The sequence below is a fragment of the Streptomyces sp. NPDC101118 genome, from assembly GCF_044759445.1.
Taxonomy (GTDB): domain Bacteria; phylum Actinomycetota; class Actinomycetes; order Streptomycetales; family Streptomycetaceae; genus Streptomyces.
This window is the reverse complement of record NZ_JBIVZG010000017.1, coordinates 136,057-158,065: the sequence shown is the minus strand read 5'-3', so window position 1 is coordinate 158,065 and position 22,009 is coordinate 136,057. Positions and strand designations below refer to the sequence as shown.

The 22,009-nt window shown below is 74.4% G+C and carries 25 protein-coding genes; 7 read left to right on the top strand and 18 right to left on the bottom strand.

Features of this window, described 5'->3' with window-relative positions:
• Window positions 1–8: 8 nt before the first annotated feature.
• Window positions 9–860 carry a LysR family transcriptional regulator gene (locus tag ACIQUQ_RS25560; RefSeq protein WP_403980018.1) on the bottom strand — a complete coding sequence of 284 codons (852 nt, stop codon included), beginning with the start codon at window positions 858–860 and terminating at the stop codon, window positions 9–11.
• 69 nt (window positions 861–929) lie between these two features.
• Here ACIQUQ_RS25560 and ACIQUQ_RS25555 point away from each other — a divergent pair, with 69 nt between their 5' ends.
• A complete protein-coding gene (locus ACIQUQ_RS25555; protein WP_403980015.1) occupies window positions 930–1,532 on the top strand; it encodes a short chain dehydrogenase in 603 nt (200 codons plus the stop codon).
• A 77-nt stretch (window positions 1,533–1,609) separates the two neighbouring features.
• On the opposite strand, the gene ACIQUQ_RS25550 is transcribed toward ACIQUQ_RS25555, so the two are convergent.
• Entirely contained in the window at window positions 1,610–2,491 is an 882-nt protein-coding gene (locus tag ACIQUQ_RS25550) for a glycoside hydrolase family 19 protein (RefSeq protein WP_403980094.1), read from the bottom strand.
• 427 nt (window positions 2,492–2,918) lie between these two features.
• Here ACIQUQ_RS25550 and ACIQUQ_RS25545 point away from each other — a divergent pair, with 427 nt between their 5' ends.
• Window positions 2,919–3,362 (top strand): SSI family serine proteinase inhibitor, encoded by a 444-nt coding sequence (locus ACIQUQ_RS25545; protein ID WP_403980011.1) that lies wholly within the window; start codon window positions 2,919–2,921, stop codon window positions 3,360–3,362.
• A gap of 137 nt (window positions 3,363–3,499) precedes the next feature.
• Here ACIQUQ_RS25545 and ACIQUQ_RS25540 read toward each other — a convergent pair whose 3' ends face one another.
• The 3 genes from ACIQUQ_RS25540 to ACIQUQ_RS25530 form a co-directional block, all read right to left on the bottom strand.
• Complete coding sequence (locus tag ACIQUQ_RS25540; RefSeq protein ID WP_403980008.1) at window positions 3,500–3,691, bottom strand: DUF6126 family protein; 192 nt, start codon at window positions 3,689–3,691, stop codon at window positions 3,500–3,502.
• Window positions 3,692–3,701: 10 nt separating this feature from the next.
• Complete coding sequence (locus ACIQUQ_RS25535; RefSeq protein ID WP_403980005.1) at window positions 3,702–4,340, bottom strand: helix-turn-helix domain-containing protein; 639 nt, start codon at window positions 4,338–4,340, stop codon at window positions 3,702–3,704.
• 99 nt (window positions 4,341–4,439) lie between these two features.
• Entirely contained in the window at window positions 4,440–4,916 is a 477-nt protein-coding gene (locus tag ACIQUQ_RS25530; RefSeq protein WP_403980002.1) for a MarR family winged helix-turn-helix transcriptional regulator, read from the bottom strand.
• Between the two features lie 134 nt (window positions 4,917–5,050).
• Between ACIQUQ_RS25530 and ACIQUQ_RS25525 the strand changes: the two genes are divergently transcribed.
• On the top strand, window positions 5,051–5,461 hold the full coding sequence (locus ACIQUQ_RS25525) for an organic hydroperoxide resistance protein (RefSeq protein WP_403979999.1): 411 nt from the start codon (window positions 5,051–5,053) through the stop codon (window positions 5,459–5,461).
• Window positions 5,462–5,551: 90 nt separating this feature from the next.
• On the opposite strand, the gene ACIQUQ_RS25520 is transcribed toward ACIQUQ_RS25525, so the two are convergent.
• On the bottom strand, window positions 5,552–6,451 hold the full coding sequence (locus ACIQUQ_RS25520; RefSeq protein ID WP_403979997.1) for a dihydrodipicolinate synthase family protein: 900 nt from the start codon (window positions 6,449–6,451) through the stop codon (window positions 5,552–5,554).
• A 71-nt stretch (window positions 6,452–6,522) separates the two neighbouring features.
• Between ACIQUQ_RS25520 and ACIQUQ_RS25515 the strand changes: the two genes are divergently transcribed.
• A complete protein-coding gene (locus ACIQUQ_RS25515; protein WP_403979994.1) occupies window positions 6,523–7,458 on the top strand; it encodes a LysR family transcriptional regulator in 936 nt (311 codons plus the stop codon).
• A gap of 28 nt (window positions 7,459–7,486) precedes the next feature.
• Here ACIQUQ_RS25515 and ACIQUQ_RS25510 read toward each other — a convergent pair whose 3' ends face one another.
• Window positions 7,487–8,896: an FAD-binding oxidoreductase gene (locus ACIQUQ_RS25510; protein ID WP_403979991.1), complete on the bottom strand. Its 1,410-nt coding sequence runs from the start codon at window positions 8,894–8,896 to the stop codon at window positions 7,487–7,489.
• Window positions 8,897–8,972: 76 nt separating this feature from the next.
• A complete protein-coding gene (locus ACIQUQ_RS25505; protein WP_403979988.1) occupies window positions 8,973–9,812 on the bottom strand; it encodes an ArsR/SmtB family transcription factor in 840 nt (279 codons plus the stop codon).
• A 203-nt stretch (window positions 9,813–10,015) separates the two neighbouring features.
• On the opposite strand from ACIQUQ_RS25505, the gene ACIQUQ_RS25500 reads away from it, so the two are divergent.
• A complete protein-coding gene (locus tag ACIQUQ_RS25500; protein WP_403980091.1) occupies window positions 10,016–10,771 on the top strand; it encodes a carbonic anhydrase in 756 nt (251 codons plus the stop codon).
• 100 nt (window positions 10,772–10,871) lie between these two features.
• On the opposite strand, the gene ACIQUQ_RS25495 is transcribed toward ACIQUQ_RS25500, so the two are convergent.
• The 4 genes from ACIQUQ_RS25495 to ACIQUQ_RS25480 form a co-directional block, all read right to left on the bottom strand.
• A complete protein-coding gene (locus ACIQUQ_RS25495; RefSeq protein ID WP_399951157.1) occupies window positions 10,872–11,141 on the bottom strand; it encodes a hypothetical protein in 270 nt (89 codons plus the stop codon).
• Window positions 11,138–11,488, bottom strand: a complete 351-nt coding sequence (locus tag ACIQUQ_RS25490) for a hypothetical protein (RefSeq protein ID WP_403672614.1) — start codon at window positions 11,486–11,488, stop codon at window positions 11,138–11,140. The genes ACIQUQ_RS25495 and ACIQUQ_RS25490 overlap by 4 nt, the downstream gene beginning before the upstream one ends.
• A gap of 188 nt (window positions 11,489–11,676) precedes the next feature.
• On the bottom strand, window positions 11,677–12,171 hold the full coding sequence (locus ACIQUQ_RS25485) for a peptidylprolyl isomerase (RefSeq protein WP_403979985.1): 495 nt from the start codon (window positions 12,169–12,171) through the stop codon (window positions 11,677–11,679).
• A gap of 114 nt (window positions 12,172–12,285) precedes the next feature.
• Window positions 12,286–13,350 carry an alkene reductase gene (locus tag ACIQUQ_RS25480; protein ID WP_403979982.1) on the bottom strand — a complete coding sequence of 355 codons (1,065 nt, stop codon included), beginning with the start codon at window positions 13,348–13,350 and terminating at the stop codon, window positions 12,286–12,288.
• Between the two features lie 121 nt (window positions 13,351–13,471).
• Here ACIQUQ_RS25480 and ACIQUQ_RS25475 point away from each other — a divergent pair, with 121 nt between their 5' ends.
• Both ACIQUQ_RS25475 and cpt read left to right on the top strand, forming a co-directional pair.
• Window positions 13,472–13,993 (top strand): MarR family winged helix-turn-helix transcriptional regulator, encoded by a 522-nt coding sequence (locus ACIQUQ_RS25475; protein ID WP_403979979.1) that lies wholly within the window; start codon window positions 13,472–13,474, stop codon window positions 13,991–13,993.
• A gap of 98 nt (window positions 13,994–14,091) precedes the next feature.
• On the top strand, window positions 14,092–14,631 hold the full coding sequence (gene cpt / locus ACIQUQ_RS25470) for a chloramphenicol phosphotransferase CPT (RefSeq protein ID WP_403980088.1): 540 nt from the start codon (window positions 14,092–14,094) through the stop codon (window positions 14,629–14,631).
• Between the two features lie 30 nt (window positions 14,632–14,661).
• On the opposite strand, the gene ACIQUQ_RS25465 is transcribed toward cpt, so the two are convergent.
• The 6 genes from ACIQUQ_RS25465 to ACIQUQ_RS25440 form a co-directional block, all read right to left on the bottom strand.
• Complete coding sequence (locus ACIQUQ_RS25465; RefSeq protein ID WP_403979976.1) at window positions 14,662–15,432, bottom strand: alpha/beta fold hydrolase; 771 nt, start codon at window positions 15,430–15,432, stop codon at window positions 14,662–14,664.
• 126 nt (window positions 15,433–15,558) lie between these two features.
• Window positions 15,559–16,239 carry an HAD family acid phosphatase gene (locus tag ACIQUQ_RS25460; RefSeq protein ID WP_403979974.1) on the bottom strand — a complete coding sequence of 227 codons (681 nt, stop codon included), beginning with the start codon at window positions 16,237–16,239 and terminating at the stop codon, window positions 15,559–15,561.
• A 303-nt stretch (window positions 16,240–16,542) separates the two neighbouring features.
• Window positions 16,543–16,926, bottom strand: a complete 384-nt coding sequence (locus tag ACIQUQ_RS25455) for a VOC family protein (RefSeq protein ID WP_403979971.1) — start codon at window positions 16,924–16,926, stop codon at window positions 16,543–16,545.
• A gap of 6 nt (window positions 16,927–16,932) precedes the next feature.
• Window positions 16,933–18,288, bottom strand: a complete 1,356-nt coding sequence (locus tag ACIQUQ_RS25450) for a cytochrome P450 (RefSeq protein ID WP_403979968.1) — start codon at window positions 18,286–18,288, stop codon at window positions 16,933–16,935.
• 80 nt (window positions 18,289–18,368) lie between these two features.
• On the bottom strand, window positions 18,369–20,366 hold the full coding sequence (locus ACIQUQ_RS25445; RefSeq protein ID WP_403979965.1) for a helix-turn-helix domain-containing protein: 1,998 nt from the start codon (window positions 20,364–20,366) through the stop codon (window positions 18,369–18,371).
• 26 nt (window positions 20,367–20,392) lie between these two features.
• Entirely contained in the window at window positions 20,393–21,754 is a 1,362-nt protein-coding gene (locus ACIQUQ_RS25440) for an MFS transporter (protein WP_403979963.1), read from the bottom strand.
• Between the last annotated feature and the right edge of the window lie 255 nt (window positions 21,755–22,009).

Genomic DNA, 22,009 nt, shown 5'->3' with positions numbered 1-22,009 from the left:
CAACCGAATTAGGGCCTGGCGGCGAGGGTCCGGCGGGCGTGGTCGCGGAAGGCGGTGACGGCGGGGTGGGCGCCGGTGCGCGGCCAGGCGAGGTGGACGGTCACGGGTCCGGCGTCGGCGAGGGGGCGGTACACCACGCCGGGGTGCGGGTGGCTGTGGCGGGTGGCGTCCGCGGTGACGCCCACGGCCTCGCCCGTGGCGATGGCGGTGAGCCATTCGTCGACGTTGGCGACCTCCAGGGCGGCGGGCGGGCCCGCGGGCCACAGAGCGTCGGTGGTGGCCGCGGTGGAGCAGAGGACGACGGGGCGGGCGGCGAGGTCCGCGAGGGTGACCGCGTCGCGGTGCGCGAGGGGGTCGTCGGCGCAGAGGGCGGCGATCCGCGGCTCCTGGTAGAGGGCGACGGAGGCGGTCCCGGGGTCGTCGGGGCGGACGCGGACGAAGGCTGCGTCGAGCTCTCCCCGGCGCAGGGCGGCCGCGGGGTCCTCGCCGCGGTGGACGCGGAGGGCGGTGGCGGGGTGGTCGCGGCGCCAGTCGCGCAGCAGGCGCACGGTGTGCTCGCCGAGCGCCGCCCAGGCGAATCCGATCCGCAGGGGGCGGGAGCCGGCGGCGGCCTCGGTGAGGGCGTCGTCGAGCTGGTTCAGGATCCGGTGGGCGTGCTCGTGGAGCCGCAGGCCGGCCGGGGTGAGGTGCAGGCGGCGGGTCGTACGCTCCACGAGGGTGGTGCCGAGGCGGCTCTCCAGCTGCTCCAGGGTGCGCGAGAGGGCGGGCTGGCTGATGTGGAGGGCGGCCGCCGCGCCGGTGATGGTGCCCTCCTCGCCGATCGCCACGAGGGCCCGCAGGTGCCGCAGATCCACATTCATGACCGCCAAGCATAAATGCCGCGCGAGAGGCATTTCCCTGGCCCGTGGCGGCTCGCCTAGCGTCGGGGCATGCGAATCCTCCTGATCGGCGCGGGCGGCACGCTCGGCTCCGCCGTCCACCAGACCCTGTCCGGCCGCGGCCACGAGGTGGTGACCGTCGGGCGTTCCGGCGGCGACCTGCGGTACGACGTGACCGACCCGGCTCAGATCGCTGCGATGTACGCGGCCGCGGGCCCGCTGGACGCGGTGGCGAGCGCGGCCGGCGACGTCCCGTACAAGCCGGTGGGGAGGATGACCCCGGAGGACTGGACCGCGGCGTTCCGGGGGAAGGTGCTGGCGCAGCTGGAGCTGGTCCGGCAGGGGCTGGACGTGGTCGCGCCGCGCGGTTCCTTCACGCTGATCACGGGGATCACGGCGCGCCGTCCGGTGCCGACCGCGTCGGCGGCGGCGATGGCGAGCGGCGCGGTCGAGGCGTTCGTCCGGTCGGCCGCCCCGGAGATCGCGCCGCGGCGGATCAACGCGGTGAGCCCGACGGTGTTCACCGAGTCGCTGGACGCGTACGGGGACTTCTTCCCCGGCTTCCCGCCGGTGCCGCTGGCCGAGGTGGCCCAGGCGTACGTCCGGACCGTCGAGGGCACGGAGACGGGCCGGGTGCTGGAGCTCGGCCAGTAGCGGCGGAGGGGGCTTGGGGCGCGTGGGGGCGGTGGGGGGCGGGCACCGCCGCCCCCACGCGGCTTTCGGGGCGCCGGTCAGCAGCCGAGGTTGCCGCCGGGGTCGACGCCCAGGATCCGGGTGAACCGCTGGTAGGCGTCGATGCGGCTCTGGACCTGCGCGGGGTTGCCGCCGTTGCACTCCAGTGAGCCGTTGATGGAGCGGATGGTCTCGCCGAAGCCGGCGCCGTTGACCATGGCGGCGTGGGCGGTCATGGTGCCCGGGCCGTTCTGGGTGTTCCAGTACCAGAGGGCGGTCTTCCAGGCCACGGCGGCGTCCCGCTCGACGAGGTGGGGGTTTGCGAGCAGGTTGATGCCCAGCGCGTCGCCGGCCGCCTTGTAGTTGAAGTTCCAGCTGAGCTGGATGGGGCCGCGGCCGTAGTAGGCGGCCTGGCCCGCGGGGCAGCCGTAGGGCTGGGCGGCGTCGCAGTAGTGCGGGTAGTTGGCGGTGTTCTGCTCGACGACGTGGACGAGGCCGCCCGTCTCGTGGGAGACGTTGGCCAGGAAGGCGGCCGCCTCCCGGCGCTTGACGGTGTCGCTGCCGGTGTTGGCGAAGCCGGGGTAGGCGGCGAGGGCGGCCTTGAGGCCGGCGTACGTGTAGAAGGCGCTGCGGTTCGGGAACATCTCGTTGAACTGCGCCTCGGTGACGACGAATCCGGACGGGTCGACCGGGCCGGGGCCCGGATCGGTGCCGCCGCCGTCGCCGCAGGCGCCCTGGTCGGCCCAGACGCCCCAGGTTCCGGTGGTGCCGGGCGTCTCGCCCTGGGTCCACCACTTGGCGCCCCAGTTGCGGCCGTTGTGGGAGACGGTGGCGCCGCCGGTGTAGACCGCGGAGGCGGCCCAGGGGGCGGCGCAGGGTGCGGCGGCGGATGCGGAGGCGGCGGGGAGGGCGATCGCGAGGGAGGCGGCGGCCGCGGCGATGGCGGTGACGGTGGCGAGGGCGGGGCGGAACGGCGCTCGGGACACGTAACTGCTCCTTGCGTGGGGGGAGTTGCCGTGGGGGGCTTGCCGCCCACTGAACCGAAATGGTCTGGACCTGTCAAGGTCTAGACCAGAAAGCGGAATCCCCCAACTCGCCCTCACCGCCGTCGAGTTGAGCCTCAGAGCCTTCCATTCGATGGCTCAAGGATTTATTCACCTTAAATTTGCTTGATCAACAATCGGGTACGGCTTTCTTCAGCCGAATCATCCGATCGCATTCGTACTGGTCAGCGCACTGGAACGAGCACAACCTGCACTCAAACGGTCACAACCAGCGACCGAAACCGATGGTATGACCGGGCATCAGCCGCCGGGTTCGGCAAGACTCACGTCCGCAATCCGAATCCACACACAGGGAGTGTTCGAAATGCGGTCCATGACACGGGTCCTGGGGCTGGCTGCCACGACCACGGCGCTCACCGCCCTCACCGCGCTGAGCGGCGTCGCCCCCGCCGACGCCGCCCAGACCGGGGCGGCCCGCCTGTACGCGCCGTCCGCCCTGGTGCTCACCCTCGTCGACGGGGACGACGTCGAGGAGGGAACGGTCCTGCGCGCCGTGACGCTCAGCTGCATGCCCACCGCCACCGGCACCCACCCGGACCCGGCCGGCGCGTGTACCGAACTCCGCGCCTCCAACGCGGCGTTCGACACCCTCGCCGCCACCGGCTCGGGTGCGATGTGCACCCGCGAGTGGCGTCCGCTCACCGTGACGGCGGACGGCATCTGGGAAGGCACCCGGGTGTCCTTCCGGCACACGTTCGCGAACCGCTGCGCGCTCGAGCACAGCAGCGACGCGGTCTTCTCCTTCTGAGGCCGCCGGCCCGGCCCCCCGCGGGGCCGGGCCCGCCGTCCGTGTCCCCGTTCCGGCCTCCCCGCAGGGGCGGGGACGCCACGCGGCGGCCGGTGCACTGCACCGGCCGCCGCGTTCGCGCGTGTGGGGTGGGGGGATCAGGGGTTGGAGCGGGAGCCCAGCTCGAAGAGCAGGTAGAGGAACGCCGCGAAGGCGTGCCCCGCGAAGAGGTAGGCGAAGAGGCGGATGACCAGGCCCCGCGGGAACTTGGTTTCGACCCGGTCCCCCGCGGGCGCCCCGGCGGGTCCGGCGGCTTCGTGTGCCGCGGCGGCGGTGACGTTGTCCGGCATGGCGGTCTCCTCAGATCTTGGGCCGGGGCGTGCCGCCCAGACACAGCCCGGCCAGGGCGCTCTGCAGCAGCGTGTGGACGAACAGCAGGTCGGCGCCGCCCTGTTGGGCGGCGGCGATGCGATGGGGCGTCAGGGAGTCGAAGTGGGCGCTGTCGCCCGGCTCCAGGAGGTACTCGGTCTCGCCCAGGTGGAGGCGCAGCCGCCCGGTCAGCACGTACAGCCATTCCTCGCCCGGGTGGACGCGCACCAGCTCGCCCTGCGACCGGCCGTACGGGACGTGCACCCGCAGCGCCTGCATGCCGCGCCCGGAGCCGCCCGCCTGCCAGTACGTCCAGCCGTCGGCCTCGCGGGCCCCCGCTCCCCCGCCCCGTACGATCGGGTCGGGAGCGGCCGGGGTCTCGCCCAGCAGCTCCGAGACCGTCGTACCGTAGGTACGGGCGAGCCCGAGCAGCATCGGCAGCGAGGGCTGGCGCTGGCCGGTCTCCAGCCGTGACAGGTGGGCCGGCGAGAGCCTGGCCCGGGCGGCGGCGGCCTCCAGGGTCAGTCCGGTACGGCGGCGCAGCTCGCGCAGCTGCGGGGCGACGGCCGGAAGCTCTTCGGCCGGCGCGGCAGGGCCCTGGCCTGGGCCCTCTTCGGGGGCGGGTTCCATGCCCCGATTGAGCCAGATTCTTGCCTGACCGGCAATCCTCCTTGCCTCTGAGGCAAACCGCGCGGAGCCGCCGGCCGGAGTTCGCCGCGGCCCCCGGCCTCAGGCTTCGGACAGGGCCGCCGCGTCCAGGGCGGCGGTCAGCCGGTCGAGCCGCGCCTGGAGGTCCTGGATCTCCGCCAGTCCGTACCCGGTGGCCGCCGCGATCCGGCGGGGGACGGCCGCGGCCCGCTCCCGCAGCGCCGAGCCCGCGTCGGTCAGGTGGGCGGAGACCGACCGCTCGTCCTCCGTGCTCCGCTCCCGGCGCACCAGGCCGGCCGCCTCCAGCCGCTTGAGCAGCGGCGAGAGCGTGCCGGAGTCGAGGCGCAGGTGATGGCCGAGGTCCTTGACGGGCATCGGGCCGCGCTCCCAGAGCAGCAGCATCACCAGGTACTGGGGGTAGGTGAGGTCGAGGTCCTTGAGGATCACCCGGTACAGCCCGCCGAAGGCGCGGGAGGCGGCGTTGAGCGAGAAGCAGATCTGCCCGTCCAGCCGGAGGAAGGCCTCGTCGGGAACGTTCTCGGTCCAGTGCTCGCTCATGTGCTCCAGCTTACCTCGGGAGCCATTCAGTTGTGCACAACTGAATTGTGTGCTCTATTAGTGGCACGGCCGGACAGGCCGCCGCTCCCCCGGCCGCAGCCGGTGGGTGCCCACGCCACGAGAGGAAGCCCCTGATGGACGCGCTGTACACCGCCGTCGCCACCGCCAACGGCCGCGAGGGCCGCGCCGTCAGCTCCGACGGCCAGCTGGACCTGCCGCTCGCGATGCCCCCGGCGCTCGGCGGCAACGGTCAGGGGACCAACCCCGAGCAGCTCTTCGCGGCCGGTTACGCGGCCTGCTTCTCCAGCGCCCTGGGCCTGGTCGGCCGGCAGGCCAAGGTCGACACCAGCGAGGTGTCCGTCACCGCCGAGACCTCCATCGGCCAGGACGGCACCGGCTTCGGCCTCGCCGTCACCCTCCGCATCGAGCTGCCGGAGGCCCTGGAGGGCGAGACCGGCACGCTGCTGGTCAAGCAGGCCCACGAGGTGTGCCCCTACTCCAAGGCGACCCGCGGGAACATCCCGGTCGAGCTCGTCATCGAGTAGTGGTCACCGGCCGGCGCGCCACGCGCCGGCCACCCCACGCCCGCGGGCCCGCCGTCACACGACGACGGGCCCGCGCGGCGTTCTCCCTGCTCACGCCCCCAGCTCGGCCAGCTCCTTGAGCACGGCGTCCACCGACCCGGGCCGGGCGGGTAGCAGCGGGAGCCGCACGTCCGCGGTCGGAATGCGGCCCTGCGCGTGCAGCACCCCCTTGACGACGGCCGGGTTGGGCTCGGCGAAGGCGGCGGCCGAGAGGCGGGCCAGCCGGTGGCCCAGCTCCCGGGCCCGCCCGGCCTCCCCCGCACGCCAGGCGTCGGCCAGCTCCACGAAGCGTCCGGTGGCCAGGTGCGCGGAGGCGAGGACCGCCCCGGCCGCGCCGAGGGCGAGCAGCGGCGAGGCGAACACGTCGTCCCCGGCCAGCACGGCGAACCCGGCCGGCGGGTCGCCGAGCAGGTCCACGGTGTCCTGGTCGATGCCGCCCACCGCGTACTTGACCCCGGCGACGCCCGGGATGCGGCCCAGCGCCCGCAGGGTCGCGGCGTCCAGCGGGCGGCCCGTGCGGTACGGGATGTGGTAGATCACCAGCGGCACCGGGCTCACCGCGGCCAGCCGCGTGAAGTGGGCGACCACCCCCTCGGGCGAGGGCCGGGTGAACGAGGGCACCGTCACCAGGGCCGCCGCGAGGTCCGGCCGGCGGGCCAGCCCGGCCAGCGCCCGTTCCGCGGACAGGGTGTCGGACCCGCCCGTGCCGACGGTCAGGGGCACCCCGCGCTCGCGGCAGACCCGGGCGCAGAGGTCGACCACGGCCGACCGCTCGCCGTCGTCCAGGGCGGCCGCCTCGCCCGTGGTGCCCAGGGCCACCAGTCCGGCGGCCCCTTCGTCGAGCACCGCATGGGCCAGCGCCTCCAGGGCGCCGAGGGCGATCCCGCCGCCGGGCGCGAAGGGGGTGACGAGCGGGACGTGGATCCCCTGCGGGGAGAAGTCGAGTGCCATGCCCCGAGCCTCGCCCCGACCGAATACTCAGGTCCAGTTCGCTTTTCTGAGGCAAAACGTAAGCTGTGCTGATGCTCGACGTACGCCGCCTGCGCCTGCTGCGCGAACTCGCCCTCCGCGGCACCATCGCCGCCGTCGCCGAGGCCCTGGCCTTCACCCCCTCGGCCGTCTCCCAGCAGCTCACCGCCCTGGAGCGCGAGGCGGGGGTCCCCCTGCTGGAGCGGACCGGGCGGCGGGTGCGGCTCACCCCGGCCGGCGAGAACCTGGTGCGCCATGCCGAGGCGGTGCTGGAACGCCTGGAGCGGGCGGCCGCGGAGCTGGCGGAGGTCCGGCACGGGCCGGCGGGCCCCCTGCGGATCGGCGCGTTCCCCACCGCGACCCGGTCCATCGTGCCCGCCGCCCTGGCGGAGCTGGCCGTACGGCACCCGAACCTCGAACCGATGGTCTCGGAGATCGACCCGGCAGGGGTGGCGCACGCCCTGCGGGCCGGCGACCTGGACGTGGCCCTGATCCACGACTACGACTTCGTGCCGGCGCTGCGGGAGCCGGGCCTGGACACCGAGCCGCTGTGCGGCGAGTCCATGTACCTGGCCACCCCCGCCACCGCTGCCGAGGCCGCCTCAGCCGTGCCGGCGGAGGCCAGGCTGCGGGAGCTCGCGCGCTGGCGCGACGCCCCGTGGATCACGGCGACGCCGGGGACGCTGTGCGAGGCGGTGACGGTGCGGGCGTGCCAGGCGGCCGGGTTCTCTCCCCGGGTACGGCACCGGGTGGACGAGTTCGGCACCGTACTGGCCCTGGTGGCCGCGGGCCAGGGCGTCGCGGTCGTGCCGCAGCTCGGGGTGGTGGACCCGCCGGCGGGCGTGGCGCTGGCCCGGCTGCCGGTGCGGCGCCGGACGAAGGTCGCGTACCGCAGCGGCGGGGCGGCGCACCCGGGGGTGGCCGCGGTGACGCGGGCGCTGCGGGCCGCCGTGCCGGCGGGGCTGGAGGCCGGGGAGGAGGAGCCGTAGCGGGGCTCGCCGGACGCGGCGGGGGGTGTCAGGCGGCGGCCGGGGGGATGTTCTGGTTGAGGTGGAAGAGGTTGTCGGGGTCGTAGTGGGCCTTGAGGCGGCGCAGGCGGTCGTACTTCTGCGGTCCGTAGGCCTGGCGGACGCGGTCCTCGCCCTCGTTCATCAGGAAGTTGACGTAGACGCCCGTCTGGTGCGGTGCCAGGGCGGACCAGAACTCCCGGGCCCACTCCCGCTCCGCCTCGAAGCCTTCGGCGTCCTCGGTGATGGCGTTGAGGTTGACGGTGTGGCCGGCGGTCCGGCCGGTGTAGGCCGTCTCGTCGTCGCCGGTCCGGGCGACGGCCCCGCCGAGCTGGAAGATCGGGAAGCTGGTGAACGGGGAGCGGATGCGGGCGGCGTGCTCGGCGACCACGTCGATGACCTCGTCGGTCAGCCGGGCCACGTCCAGGGCCTTGAAGTAGTACCAGCGGCCGTGCGGGAAGGAGGGGTCGAACATCGCCTGGTGGGCGGTGAAGGGCTTGGGCACGCAGAGGTCCAGCAGCGGACCCTGGGCGCGCAGCGGCCGGAGGACGCGCTCGCCCTCCTCGACCGGTCCGATGTGGCAGCAGACGACCATGACCACGGGCGCGCCGTGCAGTTCGGGCGGGATGAAGGGCAGGGGCGGGGCCTTGCGGTGCATGACGACGGTGGTCAGGCCGTCCGGCACGTCGGTGATCCAGTCGCGGTAGAAGCGCAGCAGGGACGCGGACCGCTCCATGGGCCAGATCAGCGGGCCGGCCAGCACCTCGGGGCCGACGGGGTTGAGCCGGAACGTGAACTCGGTGACCACGCCGAAGTTCCCGCCGCCCCCGCGCAGGCCCCAGAACAGCTCGGCGTTCCGGTTCTCGTCGGCGGTGACCAGGCTGCCGTCGGCCGTGACCAGGTCGGCCGAGAGCAGCTGGTCGACGGTCAGCCCGTACGCGCGCATCAGCCAGCCGATGCCGCCGCCGAGGGTGAGGCCCGCGAGGCCGGTGTGCGTGACCACGCCGGCCGGTACGGCCAGGCCGAACGCCTGGGTCTCGTGGTCGAGTTCGCCGAGGAGTACGCCGGCCTGGGCGCGGGCGGTGCGCTGCTCGGGGTCGACGCGGATGCCGCGCATCGGGGAGAGGTCGACGACGATGCCGTCGTCGCACACGGAGTGCCCGGGGAAGCTGTGGCCGCCGCCGCGCACGGCGACGGGGAGTCCGGCGGAGGCGGCGAAGCGTACGACGGTGATCACGTCGGCGACCCCGGCGCAGCGGGCGATGAGGGCGGGGCGGCGGTCGACCGCGCCGTTCCAGATCCTGCGGTCCGTCGCGTAGGACGGGTCGTCGGGGCGCACGAGCGGGCCCCGGAACTCCTTGGCGAGGGTGTCGTACGCCTCGTCGATGACCTTCGCCGCCGTACCGCTGTCCGTACTCATGGCCGCGCCTCGCACACCCGATGGGAAGAGCCCTTCCCAGCATGGCACAGGAGGTCCGCCGGGGGCCCGCGGGCGGTCAGGCGGCGGGCTCCGGCAGGGGCTCGCCGGTCTCCAGCAGGGTCTTGAGGCTGGAGAGCAGTGCGGGCCAGCCCTCACGGATCATGCCGAGGCCGGTGGCGCCGGGCTCCCAGCCGTCGTGGACCACGGTGAGCCGGACGGTCTCGCCCTGCGGTTCGAGGGTGAAGGCGACCCGGGAGCGGCGTTCGTCGGCGAGCCGGGCGCGGAGCTCCTCGGAGACGCCGACGGCGGCGGCCCATTCGGGGGTGAAGGTGTGCCAGGTGTAGGCGAGGCGGCGGAAGGGGTCGGCTTCGAGGACGACCTGGGCGGGGTCGTCGATGCGGGCGCCGTTCTGCTCCCACAGCATGGGGGAGCCGGCGTTCCAGTCGGTCTCGAAGGCCAGGCCCCAGTAGCGGCGGGTGAAGGCGGGGGAGGTCAGGGCCTCCCAGAGCCGCTCGGGGGTGGTCCTGATGTGGGTGGTGTAGACGAAGGCGTCGGGACCGGGGGCTGCGCCTCCGGGGGGCGCGGTGGCGGGGGTGTCGGCGTCCACGGCGGGTTCCTCCAGGGCTCTCTTGAGGTCGGCGAGCGCGCGTACCCGCTCGCGGTCGTACTGACGGATCCAGCGTTCGGCGACGGCGTTGATCGGCTCGGCGTTGAGGTGGTGCAGCTTCTCCCGGCCGTGCCGGACGGCGGTCACCAGACCCGCGTCCTCCAGCACGGCGAGGTGCTTGCTCACGGACTGGCGCGTCATGTCCAGGCCGGCGCACAGTTCGCGCAGGGTCTGGCCGTTCCGCGCGTTCAGCCGGTCCAGCAGGGCGCGCCTGCTGGGGTCCGCCAACGCCTTGAAGACCTCGTCCATCTCCACCCCTCCCATAGGCAACCGCGAGGTTGCCCATTCACTATAGGCAGCCATTTGGCTGCCTGTCCAGCAGGTGGACGCGGGGGCGGTCGCTTTCCGTCGTTGTCTGTCCGATTCCCCTTCGATACCGGGAAGTTGGGCGGTTCTCACCTCTGGCCAAGGGTTACGGTCCGCCGGTGAGAGACAGCAGAGACACTCCCCCGATATCCCTCGACCCCGCCACGGCCGGCACGTCAGCCGCGCTCGCCGGGAGCCGCGGTACGAGCCGCCGCGGCCTGCTCCGCGCGGCCGTGGCCGGCACCGCGGTCGCCGGTGGCGGCCTGACCCTCGGGGCGCTGCCCGCGGCCGCCGCGCCGGCGGGCTCCGGCCCCCGTCCCGGCACCCCGGCCGAGGCCCTGCGCGAGCTGGCCGCGGGCAACCGGCGCTGGCGCGCGAACCGGCAGCGCCACCCGCACGAGTCGCCCGCGGTCCGCCGCCAACTGGTCTTCGGCCAGGACCCGTTCGCCGTGGTGCTGGGCTGCATCGACTCCCGGGTCCCCCCGGAGCTGGTGTTCGACCAGGGGCTGGGCGACCTGATGACCGTACGCTCGGCCGGCGAGGTGCTCGACGAGGCGGTGCTCGGCAGCGTCGCGTACGGGGCGCTGGAGCTGGAGATCCCGCTGGTGCTGGTGCTCGGGCACCAGTCCTGCGGCGCCGTGAAGGCAGCCGTGCACGCCGACGAGACCGGCGAGCGGCTGCCGGCCCACATCCAGTACCTGGCCGACCAGATCCGGCCGGCCATCGACCGCACGCAGCACGGCGAGGCGCGGGTCGACGCGACGATCACGGCGCACGTGCGGCTGGTCCGCGACCGGCTCAGGGGCGAGCCGGACCTCGCGGAGCGGATCGCGGCGGGCAGGCTCGCGGTGGTCGGCGCCCGCTACGAGCTGCACGACCAGGCCGTACGCCTCGTCCCCTAGGCCGCGCCCGCGAGGTCGGGCCGGGGCCTGGCCGGGGCCGCGCGCGTCGCCGTACGGGCGCGGGCGGTCCGGCGGCCCCTGAGCGCACGGGCCCGCGCGCTCAGGGGCCGCTGATGATCCAGATGATGGCCACGGTACGGGTGTCCGAGATCACCCGGTACAGCACGGTGACCAGGCGTCCGGTGTCGGTGGCGGGGCCGGCCAGCACGCGCCGGAGCTCGGCGCTGGCCACGGGTTCGGCGGCGCTGTCCGCGCGCGGGTCGTCGGCCAGGCCCTTGAGCGCGCGGTAGAGCGCCTGGCGTTCGCCCGGGGTGAGTTCGGCGACCTCGCGGTTGAGCCGCTCCGGCAGGAGGATGTGCCAGTCGCTCAACGGCCCCCCTCACCGAAGCCGGGCCCGTCGAAGCCCGCGCCGTCGAACTGTGCGAAGAACTCGTCCAGGCCGCTGGCCTTCTCGCTGCCCTCCAGCGACGCGCCGATGGCCTCCGCCACCTCGGGGCGGGCCCGGAGGGCCCAGACGTGCCGGTACTCGGTGAGCACCAGCGGCACCTCGTCCAGGCGCGCGGCACCGAGGCGCGCGTCGAAGGCGGTCAGGTCGGCCGGGGAGACGACGGCGAGCGCGGCGCGCAGTTCGGCGATGCTCTGGGGCCCCTCCCCCGCCGCGAGGCGGTACGGATCGCCCAGGGTGCGGGTGGGGGTCTCGTGGGGCAGGGCGCTCATATGGGGTCCTCCGTCCGTCCTACCCCACGGTACGCGCCCGTTCCCTCACCGGGGAGGGCGCCGACTGGGGTTCCGTACCAGGGTTCCTACCCGTTTCCGCACCCGGCCGGAACGCGCGGCGGCCCTCCGCCCGGAGGTTTCCGGAGGAGGGCCTGCACGCGTGGTGCGGTGTCCCGGTGGGGGAACGACTACTCGACGATGCCGGACTTGGCGATCGTGACCTTGGCGGCGAGGCGGCCGCTGCCGGAGCCGAGGCCCTCGATCTTCTTCACAAGGTCCATGCCCTCGACGACCTCGCCGAAGACGACGTGCTTGCCGTCGAGCCAGTCGGTGACGATCGTGGTGATGAAGAACTGCGAGCCGTTGGTGTTGCGGCCGGCGTTGGCCATGGAGAGCAGGCCCGGGCGGTCGTGCTTCTTGTCGAAGTTCTCGTCGGCGAACTTCTCGCCGTAGATGCTCTTGCCGCCGGTGCCGTTGCCCGCGGTGAAGTCACCGCCCTGGAGCATGAAGTTGGGGATGACGCGGTGGAACGAGGAGCCCTCGTAGCCGAAGCCGTGCTTGCCGGTGGCCAGCTCGCGGAAGTTCGTGGCCGTCTTGGGGACGACCTCGTCGTACAGCCTGAAGACGATCCGGCCCGCCGGCTCGTCGTTGATGGTGATGTCGAAGAAGACGTTGTTGCTCATGGGGCCATCCTCACATCTTCCCGGCGCAGGATTCACGTCGGGCCGCCATTCGGCTGATTCCCCGGCCCGCCCCGCCCCCCGGGCGGGGAAGGGCGGGCCGGGGCGCGCGGGTCGTCAGCGCGACGGGTAGTCCGTGTAGCCGCGGGCGTCGCCGCCGAAGAAGGTCGCGGCGTCCGCGGCGTTGTACGGGCCGCCCGTGCGCAGCCGCTCCGGCAGGTCGGGGTTGGCCAGGAAGAGCTGCCCGAAGGAGATCACGTCGGCCAGTCCCTCCTCGACCAGGGACAGCGCACGGTGGTCGGTCGGGCCTTCGGTGGCGGGGTTCAGGACGAACACCCCGGGGAACTCGGCGCGCAGGGCCCGCGTCACCTCCCGGCTCTCCGGCGAGGTCTCCAGGACGTGGAGGTAGGCGAGGCCCAGCGGGGCCAGCTGCTTGAGGAGCAGCAGGTAGGTGTCGCGCGGCTCCGGCTCGTCGATGTCGTTGTAGACGTTGCCGGGCGAGAGGCGCAGGGCGGTGCGCTCCGGCCCGATCTCGGCCGCGACGGCCTTGACGGCCTCGACCGCGAAGCGGATCCGGTTCTCCGGCGTGCCGCCCCACTCGTCGGTGCGGAGGTTGGTGCCGGGGGCGAGGAACTGGTGGATGAGGTAGCCGTTGGCGCCGTGGAGTTCGACGCCGTCGAAGCCCGCGTCCACGGCGTTGCGGGCCGCGGCGGCGAAGTCGGCGACGGTGGCCCGTACCTCGTCGGACGTCAGCTCGCGCGGGGTGACGAAGTCCTTGGGGCCCTCGTGCGTGTACACCTGCCCCTGCGCGGTCACGGCCGAGGCGCCGACGGGGGTGAGGCCGTCGGGCAGCAGGTCCGGGTGGCCGATCCGGCCGGTGTGCATGATCTGGGCGAAGATCCGGCCGCCGCGGGCGTGCACGGCCGAGGTCACCTTCCGCCAGCCGGCGATCTGCTCGGCGGTGTGCAGGCCCGGGGTGTCCGGGTAGCCCTGGCCGACGACGGAGGGCTGCGCGCCCTCGGTGACGATCAGCCCGGCGGAGGCGCGCTGGGCGTAGTACTCGGCGGTCAGCTCGCCGGGTACGCCGTCCTCGCCGGCGCGGCTGCGGGTCATCGGGGCCATGGCGATGCGGTTGGCGAGCCGGACGCCGGACAGGTCGATGGGGTCGAAAGCGGTGGTCATGAGTCGCCTCGCAGAAAGATAATGGGTCGACCAAGTAATGCCGTCGGGAGCCACTGTAACCCATTCATTGGCCGACCAAGGTAAAATGTGGGGAGCGAGTCCGAACCGCCAGGGAGCGATCATGAACACCGCCGCCGACACGGGCGCGACCTCCGGCTGTACCGCGGCGCCCGGCGCCGAACTGGAGGGGCCGGTCAGCCACGCCGTGAGCCGGGTGGCCCGGCTGCACCGCACGGCGGCGGGCAAGCTGCTCAAGGAACTGGGCCTCTACCCCGGCCAGGAGTTCGTGATGATGCACCTCTGGGACAACGGCCCGGTGCGCCAGTCTGAACTCATCAAGGCCGTGGGGCTCGACCCCTCCACGGTCACCAAGATGCTCCAGCGCCTGGAGCAGGCCGGGCACGTGCGCCGGATGCCGGACCCGGCGGACCGGCGCGCGGCGCTGGTGGAGGCCACCCAGGCCAGCTGCGGGCTGCTCCAGGAGGTGCGCGACGCGTGGCGGCGGCTGGAGGAACTCACCCTGCGCGGCCTGGACGAGGGCGAACGCGCCGAGTTCCTGCGGCTGCTGGACAAGGTGGAGGGCAGCCTGTGCGCGGAGGCGGCCGAGGGTGCCGCGTGCCCCGGGGCTGCCGGGCAGCGGTGAGGCGGCGCGGCACCGGTCACGGAGCGGGGGCGGCCACGGGGCCGGAAAAACGGCAGCGCCCGGCCGTCGGCGGCTCCTAGGGTGACCGGATGACCCATGTGATCGTGCTCAACGGCAGTTCCAGCGCCGGGAAGTCGGGCATCGCCCGCTGCCTCCAGGCCGTGCTCCCCGACCCCTGGCTGGCCATCGGGGTGGACACCCTGATCGACACCCTGCCGGCGGCGATGCGCGAGGGCGGCCTCGGCATCGGCTTCGGGGACGACGGCGAGGTCACCGTCGGGGCGGACTTCCGCGACCTGGAGCGGGCCTGGAACACCGGTGTCGGCGCGATGGCCCGCGCCGGAGCACGGATCGTCGTGGACGACGTGTTCCTCGGCGGCGCCGCGTCACAGGCCCGCCTGCGCGACACCCTGGAGGGGCTGGACGTGCTCTGGGTGGGCGTGCACTGCGACCCGGAGGTCCTCGACGCCCGCGAGATCGCACGCGGCGACCGGGCCCCCGGCATGGCCGCCGCCCAGCACCCCCTCGTCCACCGCGGCGTCACCTACGACGTGGAGGTGGACACCACCAGGACCGAGGCCCTGGACTGCGCCCGGACCATCGCGGCCCGCGTCACCGGGCCTGCGGTGACCGGCTGACCGGATCCCCGCCGGGGAGCGGGGCCCGCGTCACGCGGGCCGGCAGAGGCCCGCCGCCGTGGCCGCCGCCATGCCGTCGGGGTTGTCCAGCATGATGTTGTGCCCGCAGTCCGCCACCGGGACCACCGCGACCCCCGCAGCGGCGAGGGCGTCGGCCCGGTCCGGGGCGCCGTCGGCCTCCGGGTGGAGGAAGGTCCGCGGCACGTCGAGCTCCAGCAGCAGTTCCCGCATGGTGGGCCGGGTGCCGCCGGCCAGGCGTACGGCGCTGCGGTACAGGGCCGTACGGTCCGTCAGCCGCATGGTGGACCACCAGTGGTCCCCGGCCCGGTCGCGGACCTCGGCCCAGCCGCCGGCCACGAACTCCTCCTCGGTGTACGCGGCGATGCCGCTGCTCCCGGCGGTGCCGGGGGCGGGCGGCAGCGGGTCGAGGTTGGCGTCGGCCAGCACCAGGCGGGAGACCAGGCGCGGGTGCCGGGCGGCCAGCACGATCGCCACCGAGCCGCCCATGCTGTGCCCGACCACCTCGGCGTCCGCCACTCCGGCCGCGGCCATGGCGGCGGCCACCGCGTCGGCGTGGTCCTCCAGCGCGTACCCGAACCCGGCCGGACGGTCGCTCAGCCCGTGACCCATCAGGTCGACCAGCAGGGACCGGTGGCCGGCGAGCAGCGGATGGTGCGCGATCTCGTTGAAGTACGCGGAGGTCGCGCCCAGTCCGTGCAGCCAGACCCGGACCGGCTCGCGGCCGGGGAACTCGGTCCAGCGGATCAGATCGCCCTCGGGGGTCACGGGAGTCGAGCGCACGGCCTGCCTTTCACAGTGGACGGGCAGGCCATCCCAGCGCCCGCGGCGGGCCCCGTCAACCGGATTTCGCCGCCCGGATTCCGGTGCGCGGCCGGGGCGCCGGGCCCTGCGGGCCGGTGCGGCGCGTCAGGAGAGCTTGCCGTCGTAGTCCGGCAGCTTGAAGGTCCGCTCGGCGTGGCCGCCGACCAGGTCGCTCGACTTGTTCCCGATGTTGGCGATGATCGTGTACCCGCGGGCCTCGATCTCGGCGCGCTTGGCGGTCTTGTAGGTGCTGACCTCCTCGAACAGGTCCGGGAGGTCCCGCACGTACAGCCCGGTGACCGGGTAGCCCACCGTCCTGAGGTTGTACAGGGTGGGCGAGTAGACGATGCCGGGGCGGGCGGTGACGAAGAAGACGGCGACGCCGCGGGAGTGGGCGTAGGCGACCAGGTCGCGGACCCGGGAGATGGCCGGCGTGGGCCAGGTCCAGAAGTAGTGGAAGTCCGTCTCCAGCGAGGAGTTGTCGATGTCGAGGACGATCGCCGGCTTCTCGCCCGCCGGGGAGGCGTCGAGGCGCTGCTGGACGTACGGGCGGGCGACGTCGACGACCGCGCCGACATCGCGCAGCCAGGCGTTGTAGTCGATGCCGAGGATGGCCGCGTTGCCGCCGGGGGCACTCGCGAGCGGTGCGGCGGCGGCCACGGCCGGGGCCTTGGCGGGGGCCGGGGCGGCCTGGACGGGGGCGGCCGAGACGATCAGGGCGGCGGCAGCGGCGGCCGCGGTGGCCGCGACGGCGGTCGTACGGGCTCTCAACATGGCCTTGGGCATGGGGGGTTGCTCCTTGGACGCGACGGCGGCCTGGCGGGGCCACCTGGACATGACATGTTCACGCCCAAGATGGACCGGGCGCGCCCCCATGTCTACTGGTCAGTAGGAAATTGCCGGTGTCCGCCACGTGAACCGGTGACCGTTCCGGCCCGCCGTCCGTTCGGCATTCCGTCCCACCGTCACCACCCGTGCCGGGTAAGGGCGTTCGGGCGGGCAGTGCCGTACGGGCCCGCGGCCGGGCCGTGCGGGCCGTCACCCTCCCGTACGCGCCTCCCCCGGCCGTACGCACCGCCGCCCGGACCCTCAGGGCCGGTACCGCAGCGGATGGTCCTCGGGCACCTCGACCACCGCGATCCGCACCCCGTCCGGGTCGGCGATCCACATCTCCACGAGCCCCCACGGCTCGCGCACCGGGGGCCGTACCACCTCTGCGTCCCGGGCGCGCAGCTCCTCGTACGCGGCGGCGCAGTCGGCCACCTGGAGCCAGAGCCGCAGCCCCGGCGCCGGGCCGTCCGCGGACCGCCCCGACACCTCCAGGAAGCCGCCGCCCAGGAAGTACACCGTGCCCCGCTCCTCGCCGGTGCCGAACTCGCGGTACACGGCGAGGCCGAGCGCCCCGCCGTAGAAGGCGCGGCTGCGGGCCGGGTCACGGGGTGTCAGCAGGAACCGGCTGCTCAGTACGTGCATGCGTCCTCAGCGTAGTGAGCGCAGCCGGGCGGTGACGGGACCCCGGGGCACCAGGGTGAGTCCGGTGAACGGGCGGCCCACCGGGACCTCGGGCTCGATCCGGAACCGCCGGGCGAGCACGGCCAGCAGCAGCACCGCCTCCACCATCGCGAAGCGGGCGCCGAGGCAGGCGCGCGGACCTCCGCCGAAGGGGAACCAGGCGCGTTCGTCGGCCTGGTCCTCGCTGCCCGGCGTCCAGCGCTCGGGGCGGAAGGCGTCCGGGTCGGGGAACCAGCGCGCGTCCCGGTGCACCGACCACTGGCTGCACCACACCGAGGTGTCCGCGGGCACCGGGCGGCCGCCGAGGGTGGCCCCCTCCCCCGCGATCGCCGTGATCAGCCAGATCGGCGGGTAGAGCCGCAGCGACTCCTTGACCACCTGCCGGGTCCAGGGGAGGCGCGCGTAGTCGTCGTGGCCCGGCAGCCGGTCGCCGAGCACCTCCGTCAGCTCCTCCTCCAGCCGCTCGCGCGCGGCGGGGTTCCGGGCGAGCAGCTGCCAGGCCCAGGTCAGCGTGGTGGAGGTGGTCTCGTGGCCGCCGATGTAGAGGGTGATGGACTCGTCGCGCAGCTCCTTCCCGGTGAGCGGCAGCCCCTGCTCGTCGCGGGCCGCGAGGAGCCGGCTCAGCAGGTCCTCGCGCTCCTCCCCGGCCGCCGCGGCGGCCCGGTGGGCCGTGATCACGCGGGTGATCTCCTCGTCGAGCTGCGCGACCGCGGCGCGCATCCGGCGCCGGCCCGGGGTGGGGACCCAGGGCGGCAGGAAGACGGTGACGCCGCGCAGCTCCGCGCCGAGTTCGCGCTGGGCCACGGCCATCGCGGCGCCGATGGCCTCCTCCCGGCCGCCGGTCTCGGTGCCGAAGAGGGTGCGGACGGCGATGCGCTGGGTGAGGGCCGCCATCTCCTTCTGGACGTCGATCCGCGCCCCGTCGCGCCAGCCGCGGGCCACCGCGTCGGCGCAGTCGATCATCGTGGCGGCGTACGCCTTGACCTGCCGGGGCCGTACGGCGGGCTGCACCAGCGCCCGCTTGCGCCGCCAGTCGGCGCCGGTGCTCAGCACCACGCCGTCGCCGAGCAGGTGGCGGAAGGCCCATCCCAGCTCGGGCGGCCGGAAGGTGTCCTCGACCGCCCCCATCAGCTCCACGACGTGCTCCGGCCGGGACACCAGCAGGTTGCGCTGCGGTCCGAGGGCCCAGGGGACCCAGTCGCCGTGCCGGTCGCGCAGGTCCTCGAAGAAGCCCAGCGGATCGCGCGCGAACGCCGGCAGGTTCCCCAACACCGGCCAGCCGCGCGGCCCTTGCTCCGTCCCGCTCACCACAGTCCCCGTCATGCGCGGCATGCTGCCACCCCGCCCCGGCGGACACCAGGGTGCGGCCGCCGGTGATCCGCCGCCCTGCCGGAGCTGCCCCGTCAGCCCCGGGAGAGGTGGTGCAGGCGGAGGGCGAGCTGCGTCTCCAGGGCCCGGGCCGGGGTGTTCCAGTCCTTGCCCAGGAGGCGGGCCACGCGGTCCAGGCGCTGGGTGACGGTGTTGATGTGGACGTGCAGGTGGTCCTTGGCGCGGGTGAGGCTGCCGCCCTGCCGGTAGTACGCGTCCAGGGTGCGCAGGAGTTCGGTGCCGCGGCTGCGGTCGTACTCGATGACGGGGCCCAGGATCCGGTCGACGTACCCGGTGAGGTCGGTGCGGTCGCCGAGGAGCACACCGACGAACCCGAGGTCCGCCAGCGCCGCGCCGTCCCCGGTGCGGCCGAGGGTGTGCAGGGCCGTGAGGCAGCGGGTGGCCTCGGCGTAGGCGGTGGGGAAGTCCTCCGGGCCGGTGGCCGGTCCCGCCGAGCCGACCGTGACCGGGGTGCCGGTGGCCCGGCCGAGGTCGGCGGCGAGGGTGGCGGCGAGCGGGCCCGGCTCGGTGCCGGGGACGACCAGGACGGCGTGGCCGCCGTGCGGGCCGGCCAGGCCGCCGAGGGCACGGGCGTGCCGGGCCGTCTCGGTGGCCAGCCGGGAGCGGGCCTCCGGGGCGCAGTGGGCCAGCAGCACGCTGTGCGGCCGGGTGGTGTCGACGCCGAGCCGGCGGGCGCGCAGCGCGAGGCTGGAGACCTGCCGGGCGCCGGCGTCGGGGGCCAGGGTGAGCAGGTCGTCGAGGAGTTCGCCGCGCACCCGGTCCTCGGCCTCCGCGACCGAGCGCCGCATCAGCAGCAGCAGCGCGGTGACCAGGCCGGCCCGCTCGAAGAGCCGCCGGTCGGTGTCGGGCAGCTCCGTCCGCCCCGAGAGGGCTATGGAGCCCAGCAGTTCGGGTCCGGCGAGCACGGCGCACACCCACACGCCGTCGACGGCGACGGCCCGGCCGGCCGCCCGGGAGGCGGCCACCCCGGCGGGCGGGGGCGCGGCCGCGGCGGGGCCGGTGCGGGCCAGCTCGCTGCCGTCGGCGTCGTGCACGGCCAGGGCGCCGCCCAGCACGGCGGCGGTCTCCCGGGCCACGTCGCCGGCCTCGCCGCCGCGCAGCACCAGGTCGGTGAGCCGGTCGTGGGTGTCGGCGGCCCGGCTGATGGCCTGGTTGGCGGCGCCCAGGGAGACCAGCGCCCCGCGGGTCTCCTCCAGCAGCCGGGCGCCGTCGATGGCGATGGCCGCGTGGTCGGCGAGGGAACCGAGCAGGGCGATGGCGTCCTGGGTGAACTCGCGTACGGTCCGGTCGGCGGCGAACAGCACACCGATCACCCGGGTGCCCAGGCGCAGCGGGACGCCGAGGATGCCGCGCAGCCCCTCCTCGGCGACGCCGGTGTCGATGGCGGCCACGTGCCGGAAGCGGGTGTCGGTGCGGTAGTCGGTGCTCGCGTACGGGCGGGCCGTCTGCGCGACCAGGCCGCCGAGCCCGTCGCCCATGTTGAGCCGGAGCTGCTGGAAGGCGGCGGACACGGAGCCCTCGGTGACCCGCATGTACGTGTCCCCGGCCGCCGGGTCGTGCAGCGTCAGGTACGCGACGTCCGCGCGCAGCAGCGTACGGGCCCGCCGGACGATGGCGCGGAGCACGGCGTCCAGGTCGCGCAGCCCGGCCAGGTCCCCCGCAGTGTCGAACAGGGCCTCCAGCTCCGCCTCGCGGCGGCGGTGCTGGCCGAGGGTGCGGTGGATGCCGCGGGCGGCGTCGGCGGCCCCGGCGATGAACGCCAGCTCCTCCGGCGTGGCGCCGGAGGCGCGGGCCGTCTCGGCCACCCTGCCGAGTTCCTCGGCCGTGCCGCCCTGGGCGAGCAGGTCGAGCAGGAGCCGGGCCGCGTGGGCGGCCCGGCTGCCGCCGCCCTGGCCGGGGGCACCGGGGGCGGGAGTCCCGGGGGCGGCGGCTCCGGGGGCGGCGGCTGCGGGGGCGGCAGGGGCGTCGGGGGTGCCGCCGGCCGCCCCTGCTGCGTGCTGAGAGCTGTGCATGGTGCGGATGGTAGGGCGCCCGGCCGTCAGACCCGCTCGGCGGCCGGGGCGGGGGCCGGGGTGCTGCCGGACTCGGAGAGCGCCCGGCCCCTGGTCTCGCGGGCCAGGACCACGGTGAGGGTGGTGACCAGGGCGGCGAGGCAGAGGTAGACGGAGACCGGGGTGGCGGAACCGTAGTCCTTCAGCAGCTCGACGGCGATGATCGGGGCCAGCGCCCCGGCGACGATCGACGCCAGCTGCGAGCCGATCGAGGCGCCCGAGTAGCGCACCCGGGTGTCGAACAGCTCGGTGACGAAGGCGGCCTGGGGCCCGTACATCGCGCCGTGCAGCAGCAGGCCCGCGGTCACTGCCAGCGCGATGACCGGGAAGGACTCGGTGTCCAGCAGCGCGAAGAAGGCGAAGGCCCACGCCGCCATGCCCACGGAGCCGATCAGGATGACCGGGCGGCGGCCGATCCGGTCGGAGAGCGCGCCCCAGGCGGGGATGGTGACGAAGTGGACGGCGGAGCCGATGAGCACGGAGTTGAGCGCGGCGCTCTTGGGCAGGCCGAGGTGGACGGTCACGTACACGAGCAGGAAGGAGGTCAGCACGTAGTACGAGATGTTCTCGCCGAACCGGGCCCCGATGGCGGTGAGCACCTCGCGCCAGGACTTGCGGAAGACCTGGACGACGGGCGCCCGGTCCTCGACGCCGTCGGCAGCGGCGGCCTCGGCCCGGGCCTGCGCCTCCAGGAAGAGGGGCGACTCGGCGACGGAGAGCCGGATCCACAGGCCGACGACGACCAGCAGACCGGAGAGCAGGAACGGTATCCGCCAGCCCCAGGCGAGGAAGGCCTCCTCGGACTGCACGGCGGCGAGGAGCGCGAGCACACCGGTGGCGAGCAGGTTCCCGCCGGGCGCGCCGGCCTGCGGCCAGGAGGCCCAGAACCCGCGGTGCCGGTCCCCGCCGTGCTCGGCCACGATGAGGACGGCGCCGCCCCACTCGCCACCGAGCGCGAACCCCTGGACCAGCCGCAGCACGGTGAGCAGCACGGGCGCGGCGGACCCGATGGTGGCGTGGGTGGGCAGCAGCCCCATGGCGAACGTCGAACCGCCCATCAGCAGCAGGCTGATCACCAGCAGCTTCTTGCGCCCGAGCCGGTCGCCGAAGTGGCCGAACACGATCCCGCCGAGGGGCCGCGCGAGGAAGCCGATGGCGTAGGTGACGAAGGCGATGAGGGTGCCGGTGAGCGGGTCGGCGGCGGGGAAGAACAGGGTGTTGAACACCAGCGCGGCGGCGGAGCCGTAGAGGAAGAAGTCGTACCACTCGATGGTGGTCCCGATCAGGCTGGCACCGACGATGCGCCTGATGGAGCCGGGGGGTGTTGCAGCGGTTGCCTTGGCGGCCATAGTCACCACTTCCGAGCGGGTTCCGGGGGGACGAGTCGTGTCGCCACACCGTAGAAGCGCCCGGGCCACCCGCGTATGTGGCGGACCACCACAGTTGGGGACCCGCGTACCCGTGCGACCACCACACCGGGCTCGCGCGGGGTGGCCGAAAAGCACCCTCCCGCCCTCTGGATGCGGACAGTTACGGTTCACTCACTGGCCACAAACGTGTGCCACGTCACAGAACCAACCGATCGACTGGACACGGCTGCCCGG